This window comes from Antrihabitans stalagmiti (assembly GCF_016482825.1).
GTDB classification, from domain to species: Bacteria; Actinomycetota; Actinomycetes; order Mycobacteriales; family Mycobacteriaceae; genus Antrihabitans; species Antrihabitans stalagmiti.
In genome coordinates this window covers 580,003-605,996 of the sequence record NZ_JAEMNV010000004.1, presented here as the reverse complement: position 1 = coordinate 605,996, position 25,994 = coordinate 580,003, and the positions used below count along the sequence as shown (strand labels likewise).

Annotated in this window: 25 protein-coding genes; 5 read left to right on the top strand and 20 right to left on the bottom strand. The window is 62.9% G+C overall.

Annotation, left to right across the window (positions count from 1 at the left end; genetic code table 11):
* Nucleotides 1-50 precede the first annotated feature (50 nt).
* A complete protein-coding gene (locus tag JGU71_RS15800) occupies nucleotides 51-1,502 on the top strand; it encodes an alpha,alpha-trehalose-phosphate synthase (UDP-forming) (RefSeq protein ID WP_199705146.1) in 1,452 nt (483 codons plus the stop codon).
* Here JGU71_RS15800 and JGU71_RS15795 read toward each other — a convergent pair.
* The 12 genes from JGU71_RS15795 to JGU71_RS15740 all read right to left on the bottom strand — a co-directional run bounded on the left by JGU71_RS15795 (nucleotide 1,499) and on the right by JGU71_RS15740 (nucleotide 13,169).
* Nucleotides 1,499-2,005, bottom strand: a complete 507-nt coding sequence (locus JGU71_RS15795; RefSeq protein WP_199705145.1) for an Rv1363c family protein — start codon at nucleotides 2,003-2,005, stop codon at nucleotides 1,499-1,501. The genes JGU71_RS15800 and JGU71_RS15795 overlap by 4 nt on opposite strands.
* Entirely contained in the window at nucleotides 2,002-2,751 is a 750-nt protein-coding gene (locus JGU71_RS15790; protein ID WP_199705144.1) for an Rv1363c family protein, read from the bottom strand. Before JGU71_RS15790 ends, JGU71_RS15795 begins: the two co-directional genes overlap by 4 nt.
* Nucleotides 2,748-4,160, bottom strand: coding sequence for an MCE family protein (locus JGU71_RS15785; RefSeq protein ID WP_199705143.1), 1,413 nt, complete (start codon nucleotides 4,158-4,160; stop codon nucleotides 2,748-2,750). The genes JGU71_RS15790 and JGU71_RS15785 overlap by 4 nt, the downstream gene beginning before the upstream one ends.
* The gene (locus JGU71_RS15780) at nucleotides 4,157-5,380 is read right to left on the bottom strand and encodes an MCE family protein (RefSeq protein WP_199705142.1); all 1,224 of its coding nucleotides are present in this window, start codon (nucleotides 5,378-5,380) and stop codon (nucleotides 4,157-4,159) included. The genes JGU71_RS15785 and JGU71_RS15780 overlap by 4 nt, the downstream gene beginning before the upstream one ends.
* A complete protein-coding gene (locus JGU71_RS15775) occupies nucleotides 5,377-6,642 on the bottom strand; it encodes an MCE family protein (RefSeq protein ID WP_199705141.1) in 1,266 nt (421 codons plus the stop codon). The genes JGU71_RS15780 and JGU71_RS15775 overlap by 4 nt, the downstream gene beginning before the upstream one ends.
* The gene (locus tag JGU71_RS15770) at nucleotides 6,639-7,697 is read right to left on the bottom strand and encodes an MCE family protein (protein ID WP_199705140.1); all 1,059 of its coding nucleotides are present in this window, start codon (nucleotides 7,695-7,697) and stop codon (nucleotides 6,639-6,641) included. The genes JGU71_RS15775 and JGU71_RS15770 overlap by 4 nt, the downstream gene beginning before the upstream one ends.
* Nucleotides 7,694-8,737: an MCE family protein gene (locus JGU71_RS15765; protein ID WP_199705139.1), complete on the bottom strand. Its 1,044-nt coding sequence runs from the start codon at nucleotides 8,735-8,737 to the stop codon at nucleotides 7,694-7,696. Before JGU71_RS15765 ends, JGU71_RS15770 begins: the two co-directional genes overlap by 4 nt.
* Complete coding sequence (locus JGU71_RS15760) at nucleotides 8,737-9,903, bottom strand: MCE family protein (RefSeq protein ID WP_199705138.1); 1,167 nt, start codon at nucleotides 9,901-9,903, stop codon at nucleotides 8,737-8,739. The genes JGU71_RS15765 and JGU71_RS15760 overlap by 1 nt, the downstream gene beginning before the upstream one ends.
* 9 nt (nucleotides 9,904-9,912) lie before the next feature.
* Nucleotides 9,913-10,767 carry an MlaE family ABC transporter permease gene (locus JGU71_RS15755; RefSeq protein WP_199705137.1) on the bottom strand — a complete coding sequence of 285 codons (855 nt, stop codon included), beginning with the start codon at nucleotides 10,765-10,767 and terminating at the stop codon, nucleotides 9,913-9,915.
* Between the two features lies 1 nt (nucleotide 10,768).
* Nucleotides 10,769-11,533, bottom strand: a complete 765-nt coding sequence (locus tag JGU71_RS15750; RefSeq protein ID WP_199705136.1) for an MlaE family ABC transporter permease — start codon at nucleotides 11,531-11,533, stop codon at nucleotides 10,769-10,771.
* Nucleotides 11,534-12,013: 480 nt separating this feature from the next.
* Nucleotides 12,014-12,934, bottom strand: coding sequence for a 3-oxoacyl-ACP reductase (locus JGU71_RS15745; RefSeq protein WP_199705135.1), 921 nt, complete (start codon nucleotides 12,932-12,934; stop codon nucleotides 12,014-12,016).
* Between the two features lie 43 nt (nucleotides 12,935-12,977).
* On the bottom strand, nucleotides 12,978-13,169 hold the full coding sequence (locus tag JGU71_RS15740; RefSeq protein WP_199705134.1) for a ferredoxin: 192 nt from the start codon (nucleotides 13,167-13,169) through the stop codon (nucleotides 12,978-12,980).
* Nucleotides 13,170-13,312: 143 nt separating this feature from the next.
* Here JGU71_RS15740 and JGU71_RS15735 point away from each other — a divergent pair, with 143 nt between their 5' ends.
* Together JGU71_RS15735 and JGU71_RS15730 are read left to right on the top strand one after the other, a co-directional pair.
* Nucleotides 13,313-14,494, top strand: a complete 1,182-nt coding sequence (locus JGU71_RS15735; RefSeq protein WP_199705133.1) for an acyl-CoA dehydrogenase family protein — start codon at nucleotides 13,313-13,315, stop codon at nucleotides 14,492-14,494.
* A 28-nt stretch (nucleotides 14,495-14,522) separates the two neighbouring features.
* On the top strand, nucleotides 14,523-15,644 hold the full coding sequence (locus JGU71_RS15730) for an acyl-CoA dehydrogenase family protein (RefSeq protein ID WP_199705132.1): 1,122 nt from the start codon (nucleotides 14,523-14,525) through the stop codon (nucleotides 15,642-15,644).
* 4 nt (nucleotides 15,645-15,648) lie between these two features.
* Here JGU71_RS15730 and JGU71_RS15725 read toward each other — a convergent pair whose 3' ends face one another.
* The 4 genes from JGU71_RS15725 to JGU71_RS15710 all read right to left on the bottom strand — a co-directional run bounded on the left by JGU71_RS15725 (nucleotide 15,649) and on the right by JGU71_RS15710 (nucleotide 19,176).
* The gene (locus tag JGU71_RS15725; RefSeq protein ID WP_199705131.1) at nucleotides 15,649-15,918 is read right to left on the bottom strand and encodes a hypothetical protein; all 270 of its coding nucleotides are present in this window, start codon (nucleotides 15,916-15,918) and stop codon (nucleotides 15,649-15,651) included.
* 29 nt (nucleotides 15,919-15,947) lie between these two features.
* Complete coding sequence (locus JGU71_RS15720; protein ID WP_199705130.1) at nucleotides 15,948-16,145, bottom strand: hypothetical protein; 198 nt, start codon at nucleotides 16,143-16,145, stop codon at nucleotides 15,948-15,950.
* A 239-nt stretch (nucleotides 16,146-16,384) separates the two neighbouring features.
* Nucleotides 16,385-17,524, bottom strand: coding sequence for an NAD(P)H-dependent flavin oxidoreductase (locus tag JGU71_RS15715; RefSeq protein WP_199705129.1), 1,140 nt, complete (start codon nucleotides 17,522-17,524; stop codon nucleotides 16,385-16,387).
* Nucleotides 17,524-19,176, bottom strand: coding sequence for an acyl-CoA synthetase (locus JGU71_RS15710; RefSeq protein WP_199705128.1), 1,653 nt, complete (start codon nucleotides 19,174-19,176; stop codon nucleotides 17,524-17,526). The genes JGU71_RS15715 and JGU71_RS15710 overlap by 1 nt, the downstream gene beginning before the upstream one ends.
* Before the next feature lie 79 nt (nucleotides 19,177-19,255).
* Here JGU71_RS15710 and JGU71_RS15705 point away from each other — a divergent pair, with 79 nt between their 5' ends.
* Entirely contained in the window at nucleotides 19,256-20,110 is an 855-nt protein-coding gene (locus JGU71_RS15705; protein WP_199705127.1) for a crotonase/enoyl-CoA hydratase family protein, read from the top strand.
* A 13-nt stretch (nucleotides 20,111-20,123) separates the two neighbouring features.
* On the opposite strand, the gene JGU71_RS15700 is transcribed toward JGU71_RS15705, so the two are convergent.
* The 4 genes from JGU71_RS15700 to JGU71_RS15685 form a co-directional block, all read right to left on the bottom strand.
* Nucleotides 20,124-21,554 carry an MFS transporter gene (locus JGU71_RS15700; RefSeq protein WP_199705126.1) on the bottom strand — a complete coding sequence of 477 codons (1,431 nt, stop codon included), beginning with the start codon at nucleotides 21,552-21,554 and terminating at the stop codon, nucleotides 20,124-20,126.
* Between the two features lie 270 nt (nucleotides 21,555-21,824).
* Complete coding sequence (locus JGU71_RS15695) at nucleotides 21,825-22,229, bottom strand: Rv0361 family membrane protein (RefSeq protein WP_199705125.1); 405 nt, start codon at nucleotides 22,227-22,229, stop codon at nucleotides 21,825-21,827.
* Between the two features lie 42 nt (nucleotides 22,230-22,271).
* Nucleotides 22,272-23,834: an acyl-CoA synthetase gene (locus JGU71_RS15690; protein ID WP_199705124.1), complete on the bottom strand. Its 1,563-nt coding sequence runs from the start codon at nucleotides 23,832-23,834 to the stop codon at nucleotides 22,272-22,274.
* A 29-nt stretch (nucleotides 23,835-23,863) separates the two neighbouring features.
* Nucleotides 23,864-24,904, bottom strand: a complete 1,041-nt coding sequence (locus JGU71_RS15685) for an LLM class F420-dependent oxidoreductase (protein ID WP_199705123.1) — start codon at nucleotides 24,902-24,904, stop codon at nucleotides 23,864-23,866.
* Nucleotides 24,905-24,984: 80 nt separating this feature from the next.
* Between JGU71_RS15685 and JGU71_RS15680 the strand changes: the two genes are divergently transcribed.
* A complete protein-coding gene (locus tag JGU71_RS15680; protein ID WP_372433192.1) occupies nucleotides 24,985-25,986 on the top strand; it encodes a Zn-ribbon domain-containing OB-fold protein in 1,002 nt (333 codons plus the stop codon).
* Nucleotides 25,987-25,994 lie beyond the last annotated feature (8 nt).

Sequence of the window (25,994 nt, the reverse complement as noted above, 5' to 3'; positions counted from 1 at the left end):
ACCGGCGCGTACAACAGCGTCTACAAAGAGCGCATAGCAACGGGAGAAACGTGACAGGGTCGGATTTTGTCGTTGTCGCGAACCGACTTCCGGTAGATCTCGAAACCCTTCCTGACGGCAGTACGCGGTGGAAACGTAGTCCCGGTGGACTTGTCACCGCACTCGAGCCCATCCTCCGGGGAACGCAGGGTGCGTGGGTCGGGTGGCCGGGTGTTCCCGATGTCGAGCCAGAACCGCTCATCGAGGACGGCGTCGAACTGCATTCCGTGCCGTTGAGCGCGCAAGAGGTCTCCGACTACTACGAGGGCTTCTCGAACGCCACCCTGTGGCCGCTTTACCACGATGTCATCGTCAAACCCGAGTACGACCGCAAGTGGTGGAGCGCGTACGTCGAGGTCAATCGCCGATTTGCCGAGGCGACCGCCAAGGTCGCAGCCGACCGTGCAACTGTCTGGATCCAGGACTACCAGTTGCAACTGGTGCCGAAGATGCTGCGGATGCTGCGCCCCGACCTCACCATCGGCTTCTTCCTGCACATTCCGTTCCCACCGGTCGAGCTATTTATGCAGCTGCCGTGGCGGACCGAGATCGTCGAAGGTCTCCTCGGCGCAGACCTGATCGGCTTCCATCTGCCGGGCGGCGCGCAGAACTTCCTGTATCTGGCGAGACGCCTTGCGGGACAATCGACGTCGCGCGGCAGCATCGGTGTGCGCTCGAAACTCGGTGTCGTACAAGTAGGTTTCCGCACGGTTCGCGTGGGCGCATTCCCGATTTCGATCGATTCCGGACAACTCGACGAGGCATCGAAGAGCAAGTCGATTCGCGACCGCGCCAAGCAGATTCGCAAAGATCTCGGCAGCCCGAAGCACATCATGCTCGGCGTGGACCGACTCGACTACACGAAGGGCATCGACGTTCGACTCAACGCCCTGCGCGAATTGCTCGACGAGAAACGTGTCGATCCTGAGGAGACTGCGCTCGTCCAGCTGGCGACGCCCAGCCGTGAACGTGTCGACAGCTACGTCAAGATGCGTGGTGACATCGAGCAGCAGGTCGGCAGGATCAACGGCGAGTACGCCAGAGTCGGCCATCCCGTCGTGCACTACCTGCATCGGCCGGTCCCCCGCGACGAACTGATCGCCTTCTTCGTCGCCGCCGACGTCATGCTGGTGACACCGCTGCGCGACGGTATGAACCTGGTTGCCAAGGAGTACGTCGCGTGTCACAGCGATCTCGACGGCGCCCTCGTCCTCAGCGAGTTCACTGGTGCCGCAGCCGAATTGCGCCAGGCGTACCTGTGCAATCCACACGATCTGGACAGCGTGAAGGACGCGATGATGTCCGCGATCGACCAGGATCGCGAGACACGGCGACGCCTCATGCGAGCGCTACGCCGCCAGGTTCTGACACACGACGTCGACCGCTGGGCCAAGTCGTTCCTCAGCGCGCTCGGCAACGGCGAAGTCGGCGGCTCGGCGCTGATGTCGGAGGACGAGCGTTAGATCTTTTCCAGTCCCGAGATCAGCCACTCGCCGTCGGAGCGGTCGAGGCTGACCCGGAGGCGGCTCGCTGTGATCGGGTTGTTCGGAAACTCCGGGCCTGTCGTGAGCTGATTGAGGTAGACGAGTACGACAGCGTCGTCTTCGCCCGCTGACGTCACACCCGCGGCCTCGACCGTTGCCGAGACGTTGACCTGCTTACCTTCGACCGCCGGGATGATCGCGGTCTCGATGACGGTCTTGTACTGCTCCTTGAAATCGCCCGTCAACCTGTTGAGAGCCTCGTGCAACTTGGCGTCGGCCGTGTCGCTGTCGTAGGCGAACATCTGCACGACCAGTTCCCGTGCCGCCGTTGTCGCGTCGGCTCTGGTCTGCTCGACCTGCTCGTCTTCTCGGTGATCCATGAAGAGCAATCCGACTGCCGCAATCAGGGCAATGATCGCAATACCTGCAACGGACGCGACCGCGATCCTGACGTAATTCCGTTGTGCACCATTGCCGGTCATGGGACGAACTCCACTTTCGATGCTGTCATTCGGCCGTCTGCGTCGGTCACAGTCACACGAAGCCGGAACGTGCGGTTCTGCAGTTCGGTTGTCCCCGCGTTGGTGAATTGCATGCCTGCAACGACCAGCACGGTAGCTGTGTCGCCGTCGTCACTCTCGAGCGCGGATTCGATGATGTCGCCCGTCGCGTCGATCTGTAGCCGTTGGACGATGTCGGCCAGCGGATCGGACTTGCTTCCGAAGTCCTGCATGAACTCACCGCTGGACTGATCGAGGAGCTTCTTGACGTCGTCGCTCGCCGAGTCCTTCTTGAAACTCGTCATGTTCAGAACAACTTGCCGTGCCGTGCTGACGAACTCGCCGCGACGCGCGTCCCGCGAATCGTCGTTGCGTTTGGCGATCGCGAGTACGACCGTCGCAACGACGAGTGCGACGATCACGAGTGCGGCGGCGCCCGCCAACACCATGCTGCGCACGCTCCGCTTCGCCCGCGGCTGCTTCGACTCGGCCTCGGCGGGGGTGGCGACGACAGGTGCCGGGGTACTTTTCGCACCCGAATCAGCTTTTGCAGCAACGGGTTTGCTCAGTTCGACGGGCTTGCTCGTTGTCGGCTTCCTCACCACCGTCGCGTGGGCTTCACCGGGCGGCGGGCCCGCCGGCCGACTCGACCGACGGCGACCGCGGGGGGTCGCGCCTACTGCCTCGTCCGGCTTGTTCTCTGCGTCCTGCTCGTTGTCGCTACTCATAATCCCAATTGCTCGGTCATCACTGTTTGCCATCCGGTCGATGGCTTCTCTCCACTATCCTGCGCGAGGCCGGGTTCTCGGTAGGTCTGGCCGTCCGGACCGATGAAGATTCCGTTTTGCGGATCGTACGGCCGCGCGGTCGCGCCGGGGGCGGCGGCGCCCGGCTCGTAACTGCTCGGCGTAAAGCCTTCGATAGGTTGCGGTGGTCCGAGCGCCGGGTTGGTGCCGAGCGGGACGTATTCCTGGTCGCTGCGGCATATTTCGGGACTCGGCGCGCGCTTGCCTGGAACTTCCATACACGGGGTGTTGCGCGCACCACGGACTGCCTCCGGACCTTCCGGGGCTACCTTGCAGAACAATCCGGGCGGCGTCGGCGGCACGCTGTAGTCGGTGAAAGCGCGGCGCTGATCCGGCGGTAGAAAGCCGGTCGTGCAAGCCGGTGGATCGTTGAGTTCCAGATGGAAGTCCACCAACGCGCCTTCGTCGAGCGGCCCGCTGGTCACCGCTGTGTAGAGCGCGGCGATGAGCGGCGGATAAACCACGAGGATCTGCTCGATGCCCGAGTGATAGATCGCGCTCACCTCACCAACGCTCACCAGGTTGGCGAGGAAGATCGGCAGCGTCGGCCGCAGGTCCTGGAACAGTTGGTTCGCCTCGTTCGCGGCGCCGGGGCCACGTTCGATCACCGATCGAAGAACGGGATCACTCGCACGCAGTTGATCGGTGAACGTCATCAGATCCTGGGTCCAGCTGCGGATCGCGTCGCTCGTGTCGACCTGGGTGTCGAGCAGCGGACCGACCTGATCGATCAGGGTTTTCGTCTGTTCCGAATTGGCGTCCGCTTCCTGGATGAAGAGGTACGCGGAGTCGAGGAACTTCTGCAGGTCCGGTCCTGCGCCGTTGAACGCCTTGAACGCCTCGTCGACGACAGTCGCCAGGCGAGTATCGGCGATACCGCGAAGCAGTCGGTCCATCTGATCGAGCATCGGACCGACGTCCTGCGGGAGGGCGGTATTGCTGACCGCAACCGTGTCGCCGTCGCGGAAGTCGGGTCCCTCGTCGGAATTGGGAATCAGGTCGACGTACTGCTCGCCGACCGCCGAGACGCTTTTGACGACGGCACGCGAATCTGCGGGGATCTTGTAGTCGCTGCCGATCGACAGTTCCGCGTCGACACCGGTTGGTGTCAGCCGAACAGCTTCTACCTCACCGACATTCGTGCCTCGGTAGGACACGTTGGCGTGCGAGTACAGACCGCCGGTCGACTCGAGCTGCACGGTGATCTTGTAGCGTCCGATGCCGAGCATGGCGGGCGCCTTGACGTAGATCGTCGCCATGGCGACGACGCCGATCACGGTCAGTATCGAGAAGATGATCAATTGCACGCGAACGAATTTCGAAAGCATCATGGTGTCGGCACCCCCGGCAACGGAACCGTGATACCCGGGATCGCGGGCAACCCGGGTATCGGTGGGAGACCAGGGATCGTCGGCGCCGCCGCAGGACCTGCGGGTGGCATCGGTCGGAGCGGATCCGCATATGGATCACCCTGTTGCGCTGCGGTTCCCGCGCTCGTACCCAAGACTCCCTCGGGTCCACCGAGCGAGCCACCGAGAGGTGTGCCGGTGAGGAAGTTCGCGTCGAGGCGCGGTCCGGTGAGGTCGAGCATCATCATGAGGTTCGCGTAGTCGCCCTTGATCGCGTGATCCATGGTTTTCATCGGGAACGGGAACGTGATGAGCAGGCTGAGCACATTCGTAAGGTCGTCACCGGTGTCGGCAAGCGATTTGAGCACTGGTGCAAGACTTTTGAGATTCGCCCTGAGATCTTCCCCGCTGCTGTCGATCAACCGTGTTGCAGTGTCGCTCAATACGCCGAGCGCGACGAGAGCATTCGTGAGGTTCGGTCGCTGTTCGACGAGAACCTGCAACGCGGGGTGAATCTGTTCGAGTGCTGCGGCGAGAGTGTCCTTCTCCTGCGCAAAGGTGACGGCCACCCGGTCGAGACCTGACAACGCGGCAACGATCTCGCCCTTTTGCGCATCGAGCTTCGTCACCAACTCGGTGATCTGTGGGAGCAGATCGTGCACCGCTCCCTCGCGTCCGTCCAGCGCAATGTTCAGTTCGCGTGTGATGTCCTGCAGCTGGGCCAATCCGCCGCCGTTGAGGACGACCGACAGCGACGACAGCGTCTGCTCCGTCGTCGGATACGCCCCTGCTCGATCGAGCGGTATGACGTCGCCGCCTTTCAGAACGCCTTCGGGCCGCACGTCCGTGGGGGGCGCGAGTTCGAGATGGTTGGAGCCGAGCAGGCTGGTCTGCCCGATCTTCGCGACGGCGTTGGCGGGCAGTTCGACACCGGGATTGATCGACACCGTCACCAGCGCGTGCCAACCTTCGACCGTGATGTCCTGCACGGACCCGACCGTCACGTCGTCAACTCGCACAGGCGAATTAGGCGACAGCGTCGTGACGTTCGGCATCTGGATGCGGACCTGGTACGACCCCTCGCCGGTTCCTTCGGCGCCGGGCAGCGGCAGCGAATTCAAACTTTCCCAGCCGCATCCGGACGCTCCGATACCCACGGTGGCGGCCACCGTGGCAATGAGCAACCGCTGACGACGCTTCACCGGCCACCGCCGGGCAGTAGCAGCGAACCGAGGTCGAGCGGCGCGGGCGCGGTCACGGGACCGACGGGTGGTCCGCGCTTGGGAATCTCCGCTTCGAGCGACGGCGGGCTGTATTCGATCTGGTTCGGGAACGCGTGCACGCCGGACGCCGGATTCAGCAGCAGCGGTGGGTAATTCAGCGCCAACGTATTCATCACCGGCGCAAGCAGCTGCGCACAGAGGTCGGCGCTCCGCTGCGACTCGTTGGCTTCGAGGCTCTGGATGGAACCACAGATGAAGTTGATCGGGTTGGCGAAGTTGCCCAAAGCGATTGCGCCGGTGAGTGTTCCCTGCGCAGGCTTGTAGATCTGATAGAAGTTCGCCAGCGCCGTCGGGCCGACATGAAGGACCTGCTCGAGTTCGGGACGCTTCTCGGCAAGCACCGCCGTTGCATCCGCGAGCCTGCCGACGCTCTCGCTCAGCGATTCCCGGTTGTCGGTGACGAACCGCTGCACATCACCGAGTGCCACATCGAGATCGCTCAAGGCAGTTCCGAGTGCATCCGAACTCGACGCAAGCACGTCGGACACCGAGGCGAGCCGATTGCCGAACTGCACGATCTCCACATTGCTGTTGGACAGCGCGGATACGAACGCCTGCAGATTGCGAACGGTGGCGAAGAGGTCGGTCCGGCCGTCCGACAGGATCCTGATCGTGTCCGACAACTCGTGCAGCGTCTCCCGCAACTTCTGGCCGTTGCCGTCCAAGTTGTCCGCCGCTGTGTTCACGAAGCGGCCGAACGAGCCCTGTTCGTCGTTTTCTACCGGGCCCAAAGCTGTGGACAGTTTGGTCAGTTCGGCTTTGATGTCGTCCCATTCGACCGGTACGGCAACGCGATCCAGCGGTATGACCCCGTCGTCCGCCATGGCCGGACCACCGTCGTACACGGGCGTCAGCTGGACGAACCTGGCCGAAACCAGCGACGCCGCTATGATGACGGCACGAGCGTCGGCCGGTATCTCGACGGCAGAGTCGACCGACATCGTCACCTTCGCGGAGTCGGCGCCCGGCTCGATCGAGTCGATCTTTCCGACGTTCACGCCGAGAACTCGTACATCGTCACCCGCGTACAGGCCCGTCGTGGACGGGAAGTACGCAACGATCCTGGTCTTGCTCACGCGGGTCAGGTAGACGTAGGCGACGACGGCAACGAGGGCAAGTACCAATGCCGCAGCAGTGGCGATGAGCCACTTGCGATTGGGTCGCGTAGCTGTCGTGGTCATCGGTTCGGATCCCTCAGCTCGATGGACGGCAACGGATCGAAGTACGCGCGCAGGTCGTCGGGCAGATGTTGCGGCCACACCAACGCGTCGACCATCGTGCGAATCACTTCGCCCGATCCGAAGTTGGACACGTAGGCCTGGAAGTACGGACCGCTGCCGACCTGCTCACCGAGCGCGAGCGCATAGGGACCGAGCCCCTCGAGTGCTTGCGCGAGGTTGTCCTTGTTCTGCTGCAGCAATGCGAGAACCGAATTCAGCTTGTCGAGAGTCGGCTTCATCTGCGCTTCGTTGTCCGCGACCAGGCCCGACAGCTGTTGCGAGACGGCCGAAATGTTGGTGATCAGTTCGCTGATCGCAGTGCGACGCAAGTCGAGCTCGCCGAGCAGTTGATTGCCGTCGACGAGCAACGCGTTGACCTGCTCGCCACGGTCGGCGAGTACCTGTGTGACGCCCTTCGCCTTGGTGAGCAGTTCGCGCAGGCTCTCGTCGCGCGCGTTGATGCTCTGCGAAAGCCGCGTGACACCGTCGAGCGCTTCGCGCAGCGGCGCCGGGGTGTCCTTGAACGCCGCGGTGAGGGTGTCGAGTGTGGTGTTGAGCTGATCGGTGTCGAGATCGCGAATCGTGTTGCTGAGATCGCCGAGGGCGTCGTTGAGCGAGTACGGCGACGTCGTCCGGTCGAGCGGAATCGTGTCGTCCGCGTCGATCGCACCGGAACCGTCCGGCGTCACGAACAACGATTTTCGGCCGAGCACGGTGTTGGTCTTGATTGCCGCCGTCGTCCGATCGCCCAGCTCGATGCCTTCCGAGACGGTGAATTCGACGAGCACCGCGGTGCCGTCGAGTTCGATGTTCTCCACCTTGCCGACGTTCACGCCTGCAACTTCCACCTGATCACCTGTGACCAGACCGCCGGCATCGGCGAAGTTCGCGGTGTAGGCGATTCCGGAGTGGATGAACGGCAGTTTCTCGTACTGCAGCGTTGCAACGACGATCGCGAGACCGACGACTATGCCGACGATCCCGCTCTGCACGAGGCGCGAGGGTTGCTCGTTCACGATGGCGCACACCTACCGTTCGTCTGACCGTCTGGCAGGTTGATGACGAGGTCCTTACCGTCGGGTCCGGTGACTTTCAGCTTCGTCGAGCACACGTAGAGCTGCAGGAACGAGCCGTAGGTGCCGAGCCGGATCAACTTCCGATAGGTGTCGGGGAGTCGTTCGAGCACCCACTGAATGTCGTCGCGACCTAGGTCGAGCTGATTCGCTGTGCGTCCCGTCTGCTCGATAGTGGCTTGCAGATCGGGTCGTGCCGCTTCGAGCAACTCGGCGAGATCACCTGTTGCACCTGCGATTCGAGGTATGGCGTCGCCGATCGGTTCACGATCCTGTGCCAGCCCACTGATGAGCTGCTGCAGTTTGTCGATCGTCGTCGAGAATTGGTCCCCTCGATCGTCGATCGTCTTCAACACGACGTTGAGGTTGGTGATCACGCTGCCGATCAAATCGTCGCGGTCGGCAAGCGTTTTGGTGAACGATCCGGCCCCACCGAGCAGTGCGACAAGCGTCTGCCCCTGACCCTGGAACACCTGAATCAGCGCGGCTGTCAGGTCGTTGACCTGATCGGGATCCAGTGCGCGCAGTAGCGGTTTGAAACCACCGAGCAGCATGTCGAGGTCGAGAGCGGGTGCCGTCTGCTCCTTCGGAATCGTCGCGCCCTCCGGCAGTTCCTCCCCGGATCCCGGCGCGTCGAGCAGTTCGAGATAACGATCGCCGACGAGGTTCTCGTATCGCACGGTCGCTTTGGTGCTGCGCAGCAGCGGGTACTTCGATTCGACGTCGAATTCGACGTGAGCAAGGTTGTCCCGCCCGACCTCGACGCTGCTCACCGAGCCGACAGGCACACCTGCGATCCGGACCTTGTCACCCGACCCGAGACCCGACGCGTTGACGAAAGTCGCGTGATAGTCCTTGGTACTCGCGAACCTGACCTGGCTGAAAACGATTGCGAGACCGGCGAAGATGAGTGCCATCACTACAGCGAAGATGGTGAGTTTGACAGTGGTCGCCCGCTGGCCGCGCCTTCTCCTACCTTTCATCAGTTCACCCCCGGCATTCCACCGAAGAGAATCTGAAACACTTTGGGCGCGTTGACCGTCAGTTGACTGTTTGGCACGTATGGGGTCTCGCCCGTATCGAGGACGACGTAGGGCGCGTGTTCGCCGGGCACGGGGTGCGGCAGTCCGTAACAATTCGGTCCGCCGGTCGCGTTCACCACGGGGAGATCACGCGGGTAGACGTAGGGGTCCACGCCGTACATGAAGCTCGAATTCAGTGCGATGCCTTCTTGATTGCCGCCGAACACAGCTTCGGCCAACGGCAGGGCGTCGCTGATTCCGACGATCAGGCAGTTGAGCACGGGCGCGTACATCTCCAACAGTCCGGTGGTCGGTCGCAGCAGATCGAGCGCGGATACCAGGCTCGCCTCGTTCTCGGTCAGCACCCCGTTCGCCGTATCCGACAGTCCGATCACGCTGAGCAGCAACGAATCCAGGTTGCGCTCCTCGGCGACGATGGTGTCGCTGGTACCGGTGACGTTGGAGAGGGTCTTCAGCAGTTCGGGCGAAACGTCCGCGTAGAGATTGGTGACCTCGGCCGCCGCTGCGAAATCTCGTTGCAGCGCAGGCAAACTCGGATTCATCTTCTTCAGATACGAATCCGTCTGCGCGAGCAGCTCACCGACCTTTTCACCGCGCCCCTGCAGAGCAGTCGCCAACGCGCCGAGGGTTGCGTTGAGCTTCTCCGGCTCGAGGGTGCGCAGCACATCGGACAGGTGCTGGAACAGCGTGTTGAACTCGACGGTCACCGAATCCGCGGCGATGGTAGTGCCCGCCTTCAATGGCGTCGACGACGGATCCTGTGGCACAACGAAGTTGACGTACTTCGCGCCGAACACAGTTGTCGATTTGATATCGACCGTCGCATTCGACGGGATCATCTTCAGCATGTCCGGCCTGATGTCGAGCGTCAGCTCGGAGCCGTCGGCGGTCAGATCGATCGAGGCGACCCGACCGACTTCGACGCCGCGCATCTTGACCTTGGCATCGGGATCCATGACCAACCCGGAGCGTGGTGCGGTGACCTTGACGGGAACGGTTTCGGTGAATCCGCCCGCGAACATCACCATGGAGACGACGACGATCACCGCGAGTGCGGCGACCATGCCGAACCCGACAAGCTTCTTGAACCATCCCGATTCCAGCATCGCCATCACCTAACCCGACAGGTTGAAATTGCCGGAGGAACCGTAAATGGCGAGCGAGATGAGCAGGGTGACGGTGACGACCGCAATCAGCGACGTTCTGACGGCGTTGCCGACCGCCACGCCGACGCCGACCGGACCGCCCGATGCGTTGTAGCCGTAGTAGGTGTGGATCATCATCACGGCAATGGCCATCACGATGGCTTGCGCGAACGACCACAGAATGTCGGTCGGTATCAGGAACGTCGAGAAGTAGTGGTCGTACACACCCGGCGACTGCCCGTAGATGAAGACAGTCGCGAACCTGCTCGCGAGGAACGACGCGATGACCGCCAGTGAATACAGCGGGATGATCGCAATCATTCCGGCCATCACCCGGGTGCTGACGAGATACGGGATCGACGGCACGGCCATCACCTCGAGCGCGTCGATCTCCTCGGAGACCCGCATGGCGCCGAGTTGCGCGGTGGATCCCGCCCCGATCGTGGCTGCCAAGCCGATGCCCGCGATGACGGGGGCTGCGATTCGGACGTTGATGAAGGCCGCGAAGAAGCCCGTCAGAGCTTCGACGCCGATATTGCCGAGCGAGCTGTAGCCCTGCACCGCAATTGTTCCGCCCGCAAACAGCGTCAGGAATCCGACGATCACTACGGTGCCGCCGATGACGGCCAGTGCGCCGCTGCCCATGCTGATCTCGGCGATCAGGCGGATCGTTTCGCGGCGATAATGGGTGAGCGCCATCGGTGCGTAGGCAATGGCCTTGCCGTAGAAGATCGCGTGTTCGCCGAGTGAATCCAACGATTTCGATGCGCGTTTCGCGCGGATCTTCGTCCGCGGAAACCGCTGGGAGAGAACAACTACGGCCATGTCAGCCCGCCGTCAATTTGATGCCGACGGCGGTGACGACAACGTTGACGACGAACAACGCCATAAACGCGAACACGACTGTCTGGTTGACCGCGTCGCCGACGCTCTTGGGTCCACCTTTGACGCCGAGTCCGAGGTAACACGCCATCAGCCCGGCGATCATGCCGAACAGTCCCGCCTTGACTTGAGAAATGATCAGTTCGCCGAACCCGGTGAGCAGCGTGATCCCGTTGACGAAGGCGCCGGGATTGACGTCCTGCAGAAATACGGAGAAGAGGAAGCCGCCAAGGATGCCGATCGTGCAGACCAGACCGTTGAGGAGCAGGGCGACGAACGTCGACGCAAGCACTCGCGGCACAACGAGGCGCTGAATGGGATCGATGCCGAGTACGCGCATCGCGTCGATCTCTTCGCGGATCGTGCGGGCGGCGAGGTCGGCACAGACAGCGGTAGCGCCCGCACCCGCGACGATCAGCACGGTGACGATCGGTCCGACCTGTGTGATCGAGCCGAGGGCAGCGCCGGCGCCACTGAGGTCGGCGGCGCCGATCTCGCGCAGCAGAATGTTGATCGTGAAGCTGACGAGCACGGTGAAAGGGACTGCAACCAGGATCGTCGGAATGATCGACACCCTGGCGATGAACCAGGACTGGTCGATGAATTCGCGAGTTTGAAACGGCCGACGAACAGACGCACGGGCCGTATTGGCAACAAGTTCGAAGAATCCGCCGACGGCGCGCAAGGGCACAGTAAGGAGGTCGTTCAACACAGCACCTCGACTCACTCCTGTCGTCCCGAACTCGGGTTAGCGTAACTAGAACGTGTTCACGTGTCAAAGCCCTGACCAGCATCGACGCTTACTTGCAATATATACACACTCGGTTCGGCGAACTGCCGAATACTTCCACAGTCCCGAGTCCGTTCACACCTCACCCCGCACGAAGACCGCCATACCGATCGGCGATCTCCGACTTCGACTGAACAGTACTGCGCTGCAACACAATTGCTGCATCGATTCCTGCGTCCCAACCGGCTGGTGACCTCGGGCCGCGACCAAACCGAGACCACGCGCCCTTGCCGCGCTCGGGAAGAAATCCAGGCGACGAGCAATGGGTACAGAGAGATCGCCGTGTCCAGATTTACACCGTATATTGAAACACGTTGCACCTAAGTTCCCACTTGCGCCTAGCCCCTCTGCGCGCCCCTCAGCCCATCTTGACCCCCCAGCCGAGGAAATGGGCCGGATTCAGACCTTAATCTTCGGCTCCAGTCGCAGCGCCTGCGACGCCGAGAAGGTCAGCGTTGCGTCCCGATCGGCAAAGTAGTCACCGAGGCCGCCTGCAAGTTCGCCCGCCGACCACGCCGACCCGACCGCATCGAAGCGTTGCTCGACGGTCGGAGCAGCCATCAGCGCAACCATCGGCCCGTACACAACGAACACCTGCCCACTGATCGCGGCTGCGGCCGGCGATGCCAGATAGGCGACGAGTTCCGCGACATGTTCGGGCGATAGCGGATCGTCACCGTCGTCGGGTGCCGCACCGAATACGCCTTCGGTCATCGAGGTCCGAGCTCGAGGGCAGATCGCATTCGCTCGGACCCCGTACCGCGACAATCCGCGGGCAGCAGAAAGGGTCAATGCTGTGATGCCTGCCTTGGCCGCACCGTAGTTCGCCTGACCCTCCGGACCGAGTAGACCCGCTTCGGACGAGGTGTTGACCAGACGTCCGTAGATCGGCGCTCCGGCATCCTTCGACTTCGCGCGCCAGTACTGAGCAGCATTGCGACTCAGCAGAAAGTGGCCACGCAGGTGCACCTTGAGAACAAGATCCCAGTCGTCGTCGGACATGTTGAACAACATCCGATCACGCACGACACCCGCGTTGTTGACGACGATGTCGACGCTGCCGAACCGATCCTGCGCGGTGGACATCAAGGCATCGGCCGTCACCCGCTCGCCGACGTCACCACCGACGAATGCCGTGTCCGCCCCCACCGCCCGTAACTGATCGAGGGTGTCGTCGACCGCGTCGCTTGGTCCGAGGTCGTTGATCACCACCGCGGCACCTGCACGCGCAAGTGCGATCGCCTCCGAACGTCCGAGACCCGCACCCGCTCCGGTCACGATCGCCACCAGGCCTTCGAGACTCACTTCCGATTCGCTCACACGCCGAACTTTAGAACGTGTTCTCGTTCCGAGCAACCATGGGTCATGGCTGCTCGCGCAACGCGACCTTCGGGCACTGCGCTATCGCATCGCGGACATCTTCTTCACGACCGGCAGGCACAGGTCCACTAGCCACCTGAAGCTCGTCGTTATCGTCGAGATCGAAGATATCGGGCGCGATTCCAACGCAAATGCCGTTCGCCTCGCATTGATCGAAGTCGACCTTGATCTCCATGACAGCACCCCTCAGCGAATCGGAAAGCGATGACGAAGGGCGTCGAAACCGGGCTGCGGTTACTCGCCTTCGAGGTTCAACACTAGAACCTGTTCCACCTCCTGTGCAATGATTCGAACAAGTGGGATGAGAGGCAAAGAGACATGCGAATCGCGTACACCGCGGAGCAACAGCAGCTGCGCGACGAATTGCGGGAATACTTCGCTCGATTGGTCACGCCGGAGCGCCGCGAGGCACTCAGCTCGCAATCCGGCGAAGTCGGCTCGGGCACCGTCTACCGCGACATCGTCGCGCAGATGGGCCACGACGGTTGGCTCACGCTCGGCTGGCCCAAGGAATACGGCGGCCAGGAACGCTCGATGATCGACCAACTCATCTTCACCGACGAGGCCGCGATCGCGGGCGCGCCAGTCCCGTTCCTCACGATCAACTCCGTCGCGCCGACGATCATGCACTACGGCTCCGAGGAACAGAAGAACTACTTCCTGCCGAAGATCTCGGCCGGTGAACTGCACTTCTCGATCGGCTACTCCGAACCCGGCGCCGGCACCGACCTCGCAAGCTTGCGAACGACGGCCGTCCGCGACGGTGACGACTGGATCATCAACGGCCAGAAGATGTGGACGAGCCTCATCGCCTACGCCGACTACGTCTGGCTGGCCTGTCGGACCGATCAGGACGCGAAGAAGCACAAGGGCATCAGCATGTTCATCGTGCCGACCGATGCCGAAGGCTTCTCGTGGACTCCGGTCCACACGATGGCAGGTCCAGACACCAGCGCCACCTACTACCAGGACGTTCGAGTGCCTGCCACTGCGTTGGTCGGCGAGGTCAACGGCGGCTGGCCGCTGATGACCAATCAGCTGAACCACGAGCGTGTGGCCCTCACCTCCGCCGCCCCGCTGCAGACCTCGCTGGCCGAGGTCCTCGAGTGGGCGCAGAACACCAAGGCCATCGACGGTTCCCGCATCATCGACCGCGAATGGGTCCAGATCAATCTCGCCCGAGTCCACGCCAAGGTCGAGTACCTCAAGCTGATGAACTGGGAGATCGCCTGGACGGTCGGCGCTGCGCCGAACAAGTACGACGCGTCGGCGTGCAAGGTCTACGGCACAGAACTCGCGACCGAGGCCTACCGACTGTTGATGGAAGTGCTCGGCGCGTCCGCGTATCTACGCCAGGGCTCCCCCGGCGCCGCGATCCGCGGTCGCATCGAACGATGGCACCGATCGGCGTTGATTCTCACGTTCGGCGGCGGGACCAACGAGGTCCAGCGCGACATCATTGCAATGACAGCCCTCCGCCAGCCACCTGCGAAGCGTTGAAGGCTTCGTCGTAGATATAGGGGCAACAATGGATTTCACTCGCACCGAGGCACAGGACGACCTCGGACAGCTCACCCGCAGCATCACGGAGAAGCTCGTTACGTCGGATCGACTACGCGCGCTCGATGGAGCCGAGGACCGCTTCGACGACGTCACCTGGCGTTCGCTCGCCGAATCCGGTGTGCTGTCGGCGGCACTTCCCGAGACGGTCGGCGGTAGCGGCTTCGGCATCCTCGAACAATGCAGCGTGCTGCAAGAGCTCGGGCGGACCCTCGCGGCAGTCCCCTACCTGCCATCGATCACGCTCGCGGCAAGCGCACTCGCCCAATTCGGCTCCGCTGAGCAGTGCGACTTGGCACGCAAAGCCGCACTGGGCGAGACGATTCTGACCGTTGCTCTGGCCGAGGAATACAACGACGAGCCTGCGCGACCGGCAACTCGAGCAGAGCCGGACGGTGCAGGCTGGGTGCTATCGGGAACGAAGACGACTGTGCCCGTGGCGACATTGGCCGCTCGCCTGCTCATTCCCGCGTCGACCCCCAACGGGACAGCTGTGTTTCTCATCGATCCGGCGGCGCCCGGTGTGACGATCACCCGCCAGCAGGTCGTTGATCTGAGTGCCGAAGCGATCGTCGAGTTGGACGACGTACGCGTCGCTGCCTCCGATCTTGTCGGCACCGAAGAACGCGGACCCGAGATCATCGACTGGCTGCTGACCCGAGCAGCCGTCGGTATCAGCGCACTACAGCTGGGCACGCTGGAGCGAGCGCTGGAAATGGTGAGCGACTACGCCCGTGAGCGCACCCAGTTCGATCGCCCGATCGGCAGCTTTCAGGCTGTCGCACAACGCCTTTCCGATGCCTACATCGATGTGAAGGGCGTGCGGCTAGCGGTCACACAAGCGGCGTGGCAACTCGACGACGGATCGGCAACCGAGGCGTCGATCAGGACCGCGAAGTTCTGGGCCGCCGATGCCGGCCATCGCGTAGCGCATACGGTCATCCACGTGCACGGCGGCGTAGGCCTCGACCGCGATCATCCGGTGCACCGCTACTTCCTCGCCGCAAAGCACAACGAGTTCGCACTCGGCTCGGCGACGGATCAGCTGCGGCGGCTCGGGCGCCACCTCATGACAACGTCGAGTGCATAGCTGTTCAGGTTCCGCGGGCGGAATTTGCCTGAACAGCTATGCACTCGATCGCTGCATAAAACATCTGCCAACCGAGGTCGAGTCTGCGGACGACACCGGCGTCGATGCATCGCAGACGGGTTCGCGACTCCATTGCGGACTCAGCCTGCATATCCGCGTACTGCAACAACTCGGCGACCTGCCGGCAGCCACGCTTACCGGCGTGTGATTCGAATTCTTTCGCCAGTTCGGCGCGCGTGTGACGTCGCCGCAGAGCCAGATCCGGAATGGCCAAAGCATTGCAGTGTCTACCGCTGTTCGCAGTTACGTGGTCGCTGTGGCGTTGCCGATCTGGACGAGGTCGCAGTCGTCGAACTCGTCGCGATGGACGATCAGGCCCGATTGCCGGCGCGTCATCCGCGCGTCGCGAGTGAGCAGGTGGACTGTGTCGTCGTCGACTACCGAAATCCCGTGAATCTGCGCGGCAGTGTTGCGGCAGGCGGTCACGGAGCTGGCACCCATAGACAGACGCGCGGCTTCAAGCGACAACATGGGCGTCGGTTGCTGGTCCTGGTCGCGATAGACACCGCGAAACACCCGGATCCAGCGGCCGTGCCGAACCACGGTTTCGATCTCATCCGACTACTGTGCGACAGCGACCATCCGGCTCAGCCTCGGCGACCTGCGGAAACAGCTTGCCTGTCGATAAACTCCCGAATGCATAGTTGTGCAGGCGATTTCGAGGCCGGAGGCCGGTAGAACTATGCAGTGGACGCAGGTTTTCGCGCTGCCGTGGCGATTCGTGTTGCAGCGCTGTCGAATCCGCTGACCAGCTCTGCCATCACCTCGGCGACGGGCCTGATCTCGTTCATCCGTCCGACGATCTGACCGACCGGCATCGCGACCACTTCCGGATCCGACGAGTCGGCAATCCGACGATGCGCGTCACTGACCAGGATGTTTTGCAACGGCATCGGAAGTGGGCTCGGCGCATCGGGTTTGGACCACGCATCGGTCCACTTCGTCTTGAGCAATCGAGCAGGCTTGCCGGAGAAGATCCGGGTCCTTACGGTGTCTGCCGATGTTGCCCCGAGCAGTGCACGCTGTACGACGGACGGCCCGTCGGAGCCTGCTGCACTGCCGAGTTTGTACTCCGAGCAGGTCAGCCAGTACGAGCCCATCCACACACCCTGGGCGCCGAGCGCGAGCGCTGCCGCCACCTGACGACCGCTGCCGATACCGCCTGCGGCGAGCACGTGCGCGTCGTCCCCGACCGCGTCGACGATCTCCGGCACCAACACCATCGACGCGATCTCACCGGTGTGACCCCCGGCCTCGTAGCCCTGGGCGATCACGATGTCGACGCCGTTCTCGACGTGATGGCGAGCGTGTGACACCGCACCGGCGAGAGCTGCCACGGGCACACCACGTTCGTGCGCCTGATCGATCACATCTTTCGGCGGCGATCCGAGTGCGTTGGCGATGAGCGCGATCGGGTGCCGCAGCGCGACGTCGACGTGCGCGCGAGCGACCGAGTGCAGCCAGCCGAGCACTCCTGCCGCATGTTCGACGCCGGTCGCCAGCGGCGGCACCCCGAGGTCGTTCAGAGTCCTGTCGACGAAGGCGCGATGCTCGTCGGGGATCATCGCGTCGAGGTCCATCGACGTACCTTCGGTCGGTACCTTTGCCGGCATCACGATGTCGACGCCATAGGGCTTGCCGTCGGTGTTGTTGTCCATCCAGACGAGGACGGCCTCCAACTCTTCGGGGTCGTTGAATCGGACACAACCGAGTACGCCGAGTCCGCCCGCTCTACTGATCGCGGCGGCGACGTGCTCGGACGGGGTGAAGCCGAAGATCGGATACTCGATACCGAACTTGTCGCACAACTCGGTCCGCATCAGCTCGAACTCCCGGCCGTAGTCTGTGACCGCAGGTGGTCGTCGGCTTCCCGTCCTTCGGTCTGTTCCTTGGCCCAGCGGTAGTCGGGCTTGCCCGCGGGCGATCTCTTGATCTCGTCGACGAACCACACGCTGCGCGGCACTTTGTACGACGCGATCTGGGTGCGACAGGTCTCGACGAGCTCTTCCAACCGAGGCCGAACCCCTTCGCGCAGTTGGACGACGGCAGCGACGCGTTCACCGAATCGCTCGTCGGGCACACCGACGACAAGGGTGTCGAACACGTCCGGGTGCGACTTGAGCGCGCCTTCGACTTCCTCGGGGAAGATCTTCTCGCCGCCGCTGTTGATCGACATCGAGCCGCGGCCGAGCATCGTCACCGTTCCGTCCGCTTCGACGCGCGCATAGTCGCCGGGGATCGAGTAGCGGACGCCGTTGTATTCGACGAACGTCGCCTTGGTCTTCGCTTCGTCCTTGTAGTAGCCGAGTGGGATGTGGCCTTTGCGCGCGATCACCCCGATCACGTCGGAGCCCGGTTCGACGGGGTTGCCTGCCTGGTCGAGGACGGTGGTCGACGCGTCGATCTTCACGCGGGGCCCGCCGTTGTGCTCACCGCCCTTGGTGACCATGCTCAGGCCGCCGAAGCCGGTCTCCGAGCTGCCGATCGAGTCGGTGATCATCCGGTTCGGGAGTAGTTCGCAGAACTTGTCCTTGAGGCTCGGCGAGAACAGCGCGGCGCTGCTGGCGATCACCCAGAGCGATGAAAGATCGTACGGCTTACCGGTTTCCGGGTTGCCCTCGATAAGCGCGTCGGCCATCGGTCGCGCCATCGCATCGCCGGTGATGAACATCAGGTTGATGCCGAGTTTGTCGATCAGTTGCCACACACCGTGTGCATCGAACTCGGGGTGCATCACTGTGCGGCCACCACCGAAGAGGCTCTGGAACGTGGCCCACTGGGCGCCGCCGTGAATCATCGGCGGGATGGGAAAGCGCGTCATCGGCGGATTCGCTGCGCCAGCTTTCGCGAGTTCCCATTCGTTCTCGACGTACACGCCGGTGATGAAGTTGATGCCACCACCGAGTACGCGCCAGACGTCTTCCTGACGCCACATGACGCCCTTCGGATTGCCTGTCGTTCCGCCGGTATAGAGCATGTAGAGGTCGTCCGGGCTGCGCTCGCCGAAGTCGCGTTCGGGCGAGGCCTGGCTGAGCGCGTCCTCGTATTCGACTCCGGCGTAGGCGAGATCGGTGCCGTCTTCGACGACGACGAACGTGTTCAGCAGCGGACACTTCTCCGCGACAACGGCGACCTTGTCGGAGTATCGGCGCTCGTGCACCAGGGCCACCATGTCCGAATTTTCGAAGATGTGTTGCAACTCGTTCTCGACATAGCGGTAGTTGACGTTGACCATCACTGCGCGCAGCTTGAACACAGCGACCATCGCCTCGACGGCTTCGATCGTGTTCCGCGAGTAGATGCCTACCTTGTCGCCGGGCTCCACACCTTGTTCGTGCAGGTAATGAGCGAGTCTGTTAGCTCGCTCCTCCAGTTGGGCATAGGTCACCTCGCGTCGTTCATCGGCGAGCGCAACGCGCTCGGGCATCAGGTCGACGGCGTGCTCGACAAGGTCGGCAATGTTATAGGCCACGTCACAAAAATAGAACGTGTTACCGTTTCTGGCAAGACCGTAACGAGACCCAGCTCACACCGAATCGGGAGCACCAGACATGTCCACCGCTTCGACATCGACAACGACCGAACCGGACAATTCGACCGGAGCCTCTACATCGCCTGCATCGCAACCACACTGCCTGGTCGAACAGCGCGGCCACGTCCTGATCGTGACGATGAATCGTCCCGAGGCACGCAACGCGCTGTCGGGAGAAATGATGGCGATCATGCGCGACGCATGGGATCGCGTCGACGCAGACCCGGAGATCCGCGTCGCCATCCTCACCGGCGCGGGCGGCGCCTTCTGCGCAGGCGCCGACCTCAAAGCAATGACGTCGACCCACCCCGGCGACTCGTTTTCGAGCGGCGGCTGGGACATGTCGAAGATCGAGGCACTGCTGAAGGGACGACGGCTGACGAAGCCGCTCATCGCAGCAGTCGAGGGTCCGGCGATCGCAGGTGGCACCGAGATCTTGCAGGGCACAGATATCCGAGTCGCGGGTGAGAGTGCGAAATTCGGTGTCTCCGAGGCCAAATGGGGACTGTTTCCACTCGGTGGATCCGCGGTTCGGCTCGTTCGGCAGATTCCGTACACGATCGCGGCCGACATTTTGCTGACCGGCCGGCACATCAAGGCACCCGAAGCCAAGGAGATCGGCCTGATCGGACACGTCGTACCGGACGGTCAGGCTCTGGAGAAGGCGCTCGAACTGGCCGAACTGATTGCCAAGAACGGACCGCTCGCTGTCCAGGCGATCCTCAAGACGATCCGCGACACCGAAGGATTGCACGAGGAAGAGGCTTTCCAGATCGACGCCCGCCTCGGCGTCGAAGTCTTCAAGTCCAAGGACGCCAAGGAAGGCCCTCGAGCGTTCGCGGAGAAGCGTCCGCCAACGTTCGAGGGCCGATAGCTCGTGCCCGCGCCTAGCGTGCGGGAACCAGCTCCTTCACCTTGTTTGCCGGCCGTAGCGACAACACCAACGACCCTGACACGACTGCGACGATCGCGGCGAACAGGTACGCCCGATCCGCATGGCTCATCGCGTCGTCGATCGATACGGGCGAACCGAGAATCGCAATAAGTGCTGCGGTTCCGATGACAGCCCCGATCTGACGGAACGTCGCGCTCAGCGCACTCGCCGCACCGAATCGCTGCTCAGGCACGTCCGCAACCGCCGCGGCTCCCATGATTGGCAACGCCAATCCGATGCCGATCCCGCTCGTGATCGTCCACGGCATCCAGTCGAGCAGGAAATTCGGCTCGGACCCCACGAAGCAGAGCCCGACAACACCGAGTGCGTACAACGCGACACCGGGCAGGATCACGGCACGATGACCGAAGCGGTCGGCCAGTCGGCCGGCTGGGCGTGCGACGATCGTCGTAGCCAAAGCCCCTGGCACGGCGGCCAATCCAGCCTGCAGCACCGAGTAGTCCCAGATGCTGGTGAGGAAGAGGACGTTGCCGAGGATCACCGCGAACATCGCCGTTGCGAAGACCAGCATCCCGAGACTGCCGACTCGAAACGACTGAATGGCCATGAGGGCGGGATCGATCACGGGACGGTCGTGCTGCAGCGAACGCCACACCAACACACAACCGAGCAGAGCCGACACCGCAAACGACCCGAGCACGGCCGGACTCGTCCAGCCCCAGTTGTCACCCTCGACGAGACCGAGTGTCAACAGACCGAGCGCACCGACAGCGACGGCGGACCCAAGAAGGTCCGGAAGTCCGGTCGACTCCGTATCCCGGCTATCGCGAAGTGTGCGAATGCCGAGGACAGCGACAACTGCGCCGAGGGGCAGATTGATCAGGAAGATCCAGCGCCAGTCGGCGATCTCGACCAACAGGCCGCCGACGGGCGGTCCGGATGCCGCAGCCAACGCTGCGGCAGCACTCCACACAGCAACCGCCGTGCTGCGCTGGCCGATCGGGAATTCGCGCAGTACCAACGCAAGTGACGCAGGGACGATGACAGCGGTTGCCGCGCCCTGCAGAACCCGTGCCGCGACAAGGAGTTCCAATGTCGGGGCTACTGCACACAGAATGCTCGAGCCGACGAAGGCTCCGATTCCGGCGAGGAACACCTTCTTGCGACCGTAGCGGTCGGCCAGCGCTCCTGCCGGAACCATCAGCGCCGCAAGAACAATGAAATAGCTGTCGAGAATCCACGAGAGCTGGGATCGATCCGCGCCGGAGAAGGTCTCCGACATACTCGGAAACGCGACGTTGACGATCGTCGCATCGAGCAGGCCGATGAAGGCACCGCCCGATGCTGCGACCAGTGCGCCGATTCGTCGTCGCTTGGTCCGGCGTTCGTCGTGATCGTCTGGTGGACGCTGGTGAGATGACATGTGCCGCTCCAATAGTCGTGCTGACAGGACTATTGCGAGGTTGTCCGAATTGCACATTCGGCAGAAAGACACCTAAGGGTGGGCAAACTGTCCACCTTGCGACACTGGCGTCGGCCGCCTCGAGACACCATTGGCGATGCACGAAAGTTGTTGTCCAACAGACGAATTAAATTAGAAGAATCGACTCGATACGGGTCAGATGTGCACTTGGTTCAAAATATGGGCTACCCATATTGCATGGGGACTTCTCTCCCCACAACCCGACGCGGGTCAGCAGACCTTCCAAGCGCCACCCTCGCGCACAAGATCGATCGAGTCGGACAGGATGTCGTCTGGTTCGTCGACGCTGTAGTGGCGGGTTTGTGCCGAAGCTTTCGCGCCGTCGACGCGAATGTCGTCGACGCTCTGCAATCGGAGTCCGAGGAACACCTCGTCGAACGGCGATGATTCGCGCGAACTACTGACAGGCTGCCGCTTCGCTTCGCATGCGTAGCCCTGGAACCGCTCGTCGTCCAATGTTCGCAGCGCGTCGAAACTCTGCTCGACCACGTCTCGGATCGATTCCTCGTCGCTCACACCGGTCGGTGAACCTTCGGTACCGCCCGAACCGCATGCAACCAAACCGCCCAGCAGAAGTACGGTCGCGAGCAGCATCGCCTTGTGCACTGTCGCCACGTCTCGTCGCCCCCATCGATGCGACGAAGATCGTCGCGACTCCTATATTGCCCGCTCCTGGGCTGCCCAGTACGGATCTCGGAGTTTGCGTTTCGGCAGTTTGCCGTTCGGATCTCGCGGCAGCTCGGTCATGTAGTCGACCGAGCGAGGGAGCTTGAACTTCGCGAGGCGCTCGCTGGCGAAGGCGAGCAACTCCGCCGTCAAAGCGTCGTCACCGACGACCCCGTCGACCGGTTGCACTACGGCCTTGATCTCCTCGCCCCAATCCGCATGTGGGACACCGAAAACGGCGACATCGGCAACCTTGGGATGGATTGCCAGCTGACCTTCGATCTCAGCGGGGTAGATGTTGACGCCACCGGAGATGATCATGTCCGACTTGCGGTCGCACAGATACAGGTAGCCGTCTTCGTCGAGATAACCGATGTCGCCGAGGGTGAACAGGTCGCCGACGCGGGCTTCCTCGGTCTTCTTCTTGTCGTGGTGGTACTCGAAGCTGGACCCACCCATTCGCATGTACACCTGGCCAGGCTCGCGGACCGGTAGCTCCGCACCGTCGTCGCCGAGGACCTTGATGACCGACCACGGCCACGGCTTGCCGACCGATCCCGGCTTGCGCAGCCACTCCTCGCCGTTGATCGCTGTGCCGCCGCCTTCGGTCGCCGCGTAATACTCGGTGACGACCGGTCCCCACCACTCGAGCATTCGGCGTTTCGTTTCCTGCGGGCACGGAGCGGCGCCGTGGATCATGCAGCGCAAGGACGACACGTCGTACCGGGCACGGACCTCGTCGGGCAGCGCGAGCAGGCGATGGAACTGCGTCGGGACCATGTGGCTGTGGGTGACCCGATGCCGCTCGATCAGCGCCAACATGTCCTCGGGATCCCACCGATCCATCAGGACCGCCTTGTGCCCCAACTGAATCGAGATGACGACAAAGTTCAGCACAGCGGTGTGATATAGCGGCGACCCACAGATGTGCACGTGGTCGTCGAACGGGCGGATGCCGAAGATTCCGAAGAAACCGCTCGCAGCAACGGGCACCGTGTCGGGGTCGTTGCCGGTGAGCGGACGTCGAACGCCCTTCGGCCGACCCGTTGTTCCCGACGTGTACAACATCGGACCACCTGCCGTGCGGATGTCCGGCCTGCCGACCTCGTCGGCGCCGAGATCGGACAGCGGCGTGAAGTCGTCGATCGTCCCCACCGAGAACCGTCCTCCGGCAGGCAATTCCGCTTCGTCGGCCGCATTTCTGGCGACTGCCGCGAAGCGATCGCTTGCGACGAACGCCTTCGCTTCGCTGTCCCGAAGGATGTACGCGACTTCCGGTGCCGTCAGATGCCAATTGACCGCGACGATGTACAGACCCGTCTCGAACGCCGCGAAGTAGAACGCGACGAGGTCGGCGGAGTTGTGCAGCATCATCACAACCGAATCGCCGGGCCGCAGACCCATCGCCTGCAGACCCCTGCCGTAGCGGTCGGCGGCAGCGGCCAGTTCTGCGTAGGTCGTCTCGGCGCCGCCCGGGTCGACAAGGGCGATTCGATCCGGATCGCTCGCGGCGATGTTCCACAAACCAGGTTCGACGGTATCGGTGTCGGTCACCACTCGAATCTAGAACGTGTTCTACCGACTCAGCAAGTCCCAACGACAGATGCGAGCCGCTGGAGTTGTTCGGTGTCCCCACAGGTAACCAGAAGCATGGTCACGCCGGCCGCCTCCCACACTCCGATCTCGGAGCGAACGTGCTCTGCATCCCCGATGATCATCGTCTCGGTGACCATCTCGTCCGGCACGGCCGCAACGGCCTCCGCCTTGCGTCCTTCCTGAAAAAGTCGACCGATCTCGGCAACCTCGGACTCGTAGCCCATCCGCCGGTACACCTGGGCATGGAAGTTCAACTCCGGCGCACCCATCCCACCGACGTACAGCGCAACGACGGGCTTGACGCGCGCAATCTCGGCTGCGCGGTCGTCGGTGATCACGACCTGACAGGACGCGGCGATCTCGAACTCGGCACGCGTTCGGCGCGCACCTTCGCGCGCGAAACCTTCGTCGAGCCACTCGTTGTACATCGGCGCCAAGCGCGGCGAGAAATAGATCGCCAACCAGCCGTCTGCGATCTCCGCCGTCAGCGCGACATTCTTCGGACCCTCCGAACCGAGCCATATCGGCAGGTCTGCCCGCAGCGGATGGGTGATCGGCTTGAGCGGTTTGCCGAGCCCCGTCGAACCGGCGCCCAGGTACGGGAGCGGGTAGTGCGGACCGTCGTTTCGCACCGGCGCCTCGCGAGCAAGCACCTGCCGAACGATCGAGACGTATTCACGAGTTCGCGCTAGCGGCTTCTCGAACGGCTGCCCGTACCAACCCTCGACAACCTGCGGCCCCGAGACACCCAATCCGAGTATCGCGCGCCCCCCGCTCAGGTGATCGAGCGTCAACGCGTGCATCGCGCAATTCGTCGGCGTCCGACCGGACAGCTGCGCAACCGACGTGCCGAGCCTGACTCGCTGCGTCGACGAGCCCCACCAGGCGAGTGGCGCGAACGCATCCGATCCCCAGGATTCGGCGGCGAAAACCGCGTCGAAACCGTTGGCCTCCGCCGCACCAACCAACTCACCGTGGTTCGCGGGAGGCTGCGCGCCCCAGTAGCCGAGCTGCAATCCGAGCTTCATCGTCGACCTCCACCTGAGCGGCGCTGCAACAGTGGCACTTGCCACCAGAATAAGAACCTGTTCTACTCGACTTCGTGACCATTGTGAACAGTACGGCACCAGATGTTCACCACATCGACGAGCGCGACAAGCCGCTCACTGCCCCCCTGAACGTGCAGTTCGACTACACGAGGTCCGTCGGTCCGACCATCGGCGGCTTTCTCACCGGGCTGCGGGATCGTCGCGTCGTCGGTGTCCGTGGCAGCGACGGACGTGTTCTCGTTCCACCACCCGAATTCGACGCCGTCACCCACGAACCGCTGACCGACTTCGTCGACGTCGAATCAGTCGGCACGGTGAAAACCTGGACCTGGGCGGCCGAACCGATCGACGGTCAGCCACTGGAACACCCGTTCGCCTGGGCCTTCGTACAGCTCGACGGCGCCGATTCGGCCATACTTCACGCCGTCGACGCAGGCTCGCCCGAGCGCATGAGCACCGGTATGCGGGTCCACATTCGGTGGGCAGAACAGACAACGGGGTCGATCCTCGACATCGCCTGCTTCGAACCAGGCGAAGCCGAGGCCAGCAGCGAAAGCGATTCCGCAGCAGCGGCTTCCGAACCGGTGACCATGATCACGACGCCGGTCAGACTGCAGTTCCACCACTCGGCGTCCTACGAGGAAAGCTTCTACCTGCGCGGACTCGCGGAGGGCAAGCTGATCGGCGGGCGAACACACCAGGGCGCCAAGGTCTACATTCCGCCGCGCGGTGCAAGTCCGACCGACGGATTGCCGACCCGCGAGCAGGTCGAACTGCCCGACAAAGGCACCATCACCACGTTCTGCATCGTCAACGTGCCCTTCCTCGGGCAACGCATCAAACCGCCCTACATCGCGGCGTACGTATTGCTCGACGGCGCCGATATCGCGTTCCTGCACCTGATCCTCGATTGCGATCCCGCCGAGGTGCGCATGGGCATGCGGGTCGAGGCGGTCTGGAAACCGCAGGACCAGTGGGGTTTCACGCTGGAGAACATCGACCACTTCCGCCCGTCCGGTGAACCGGATGCGGAATACGACACCTACAAAAACCACCTCTGAGGAGCCCC

Bases quoted from the DNA above. Each gene is read 5' to 3' on its own strand.
- JGU71_RS15715 (WP_199705129.1), bottom strand. From the start codon at position 17,524: ATGCGGACCGAGTTGTGCGACAAGTTCGGTATCGAGTATCCGATCTTC.
- JGU71_RS15790 (WP_199705144.1), bottom strand. From the start codon at position 2,751: ATGAGTAGCGACAACGAGCAGGACGCAGAGAACAAGCCGGACGAGGCA.
- JGU71_RS15795 (WP_199705145.1), bottom strand. From the start codon at position 2,005: ATGACCGGCAATGGTGCACAACGGAATTACGTCAGGATCGCGGTCGCG.
- JGU71_RS15685 (WP_199705123.1), bottom strand. From the start codon at position 24,904: ATGAAGCTCGGATTGCAGCTCGGCTACTGGGGCGCGCAGCCTCCCGCG.
- JGU71_RS15785 (WP_199705143.1), bottom strand. From the start codon at position 4,160: ATGATGCTTTCGAAATTCGTTCGCGTGCAATTGATCATCTTCTCGATA.
- JGU71_RS15760 (WP_199705138.1), bottom strand. From the start codon at position 9,903: ATGCTGGAATCGGGATGGTTCAAGAAGCTTGTCGGGTTCGGCATGGTC.
- JGU71_RS15775 (WP_199705141.1), bottom strand. From the start codon at position 6,642: ATGACCACGACAGCTACGCGACCCAATCGCAAGTGGCTCATCGCCACT.
- JGU71_RS15730 (WP_199705132.1), top strand. From the start codon at position 14,523: ATGGATTTCACTCGCACCGAGGCACAGGACGACCTCGGACAGCTCACC.
- JGU71_RS15720 (WP_199705130.1), bottom strand. From the start codon at position 16,145: ATGGGTGCCAGCTCCGTGACCGCCTGCCGCAACACTGCCGCGCAGATT.
- JGU71_RS15755 (WP_199705137.1), bottom strand. From the start codon at position 10,767: ATGGCCGTAGTTGTTCTCTCCCAGCGGTTTCCGCGGACGAAGATCCGC.
- JGU71_RS15700 (WP_199705126.1), bottom strand. From the start codon at position 21,554: ATGTCATCTCACCAGCGTCCACCAGACGATCACGACGAACGCCGGACC.
- JGU71_RS15735 (WP_199705133.1), top strand. From the start codon at position 13,313: ATGCGAATCGCGTACACCGCGGAGCAACAGCAGCTGCGCGACGAATTG.
- JGU71_RS15705 (WP_199705127.1), top strand. From the start codon at position 19,256: ATGTCCACCGCTTCGACATCGACAACGACCGAACCGGACAATTCGACC.
- JGU71_RS15765 (WP_199705139.1), bottom strand. From the start codon at position 8,737: ATGAAAGGTAGGAGAAGGCGCGGCCAGCGGGCGACCACTGTCAAACTC.
- JGU71_RS15740 (WP_199705134.1), bottom strand. From the start codon at position 13,169: ATGGAGATCAAGGTCGACTTCGATCAATGCGAGGCGAACGGCATTTGC.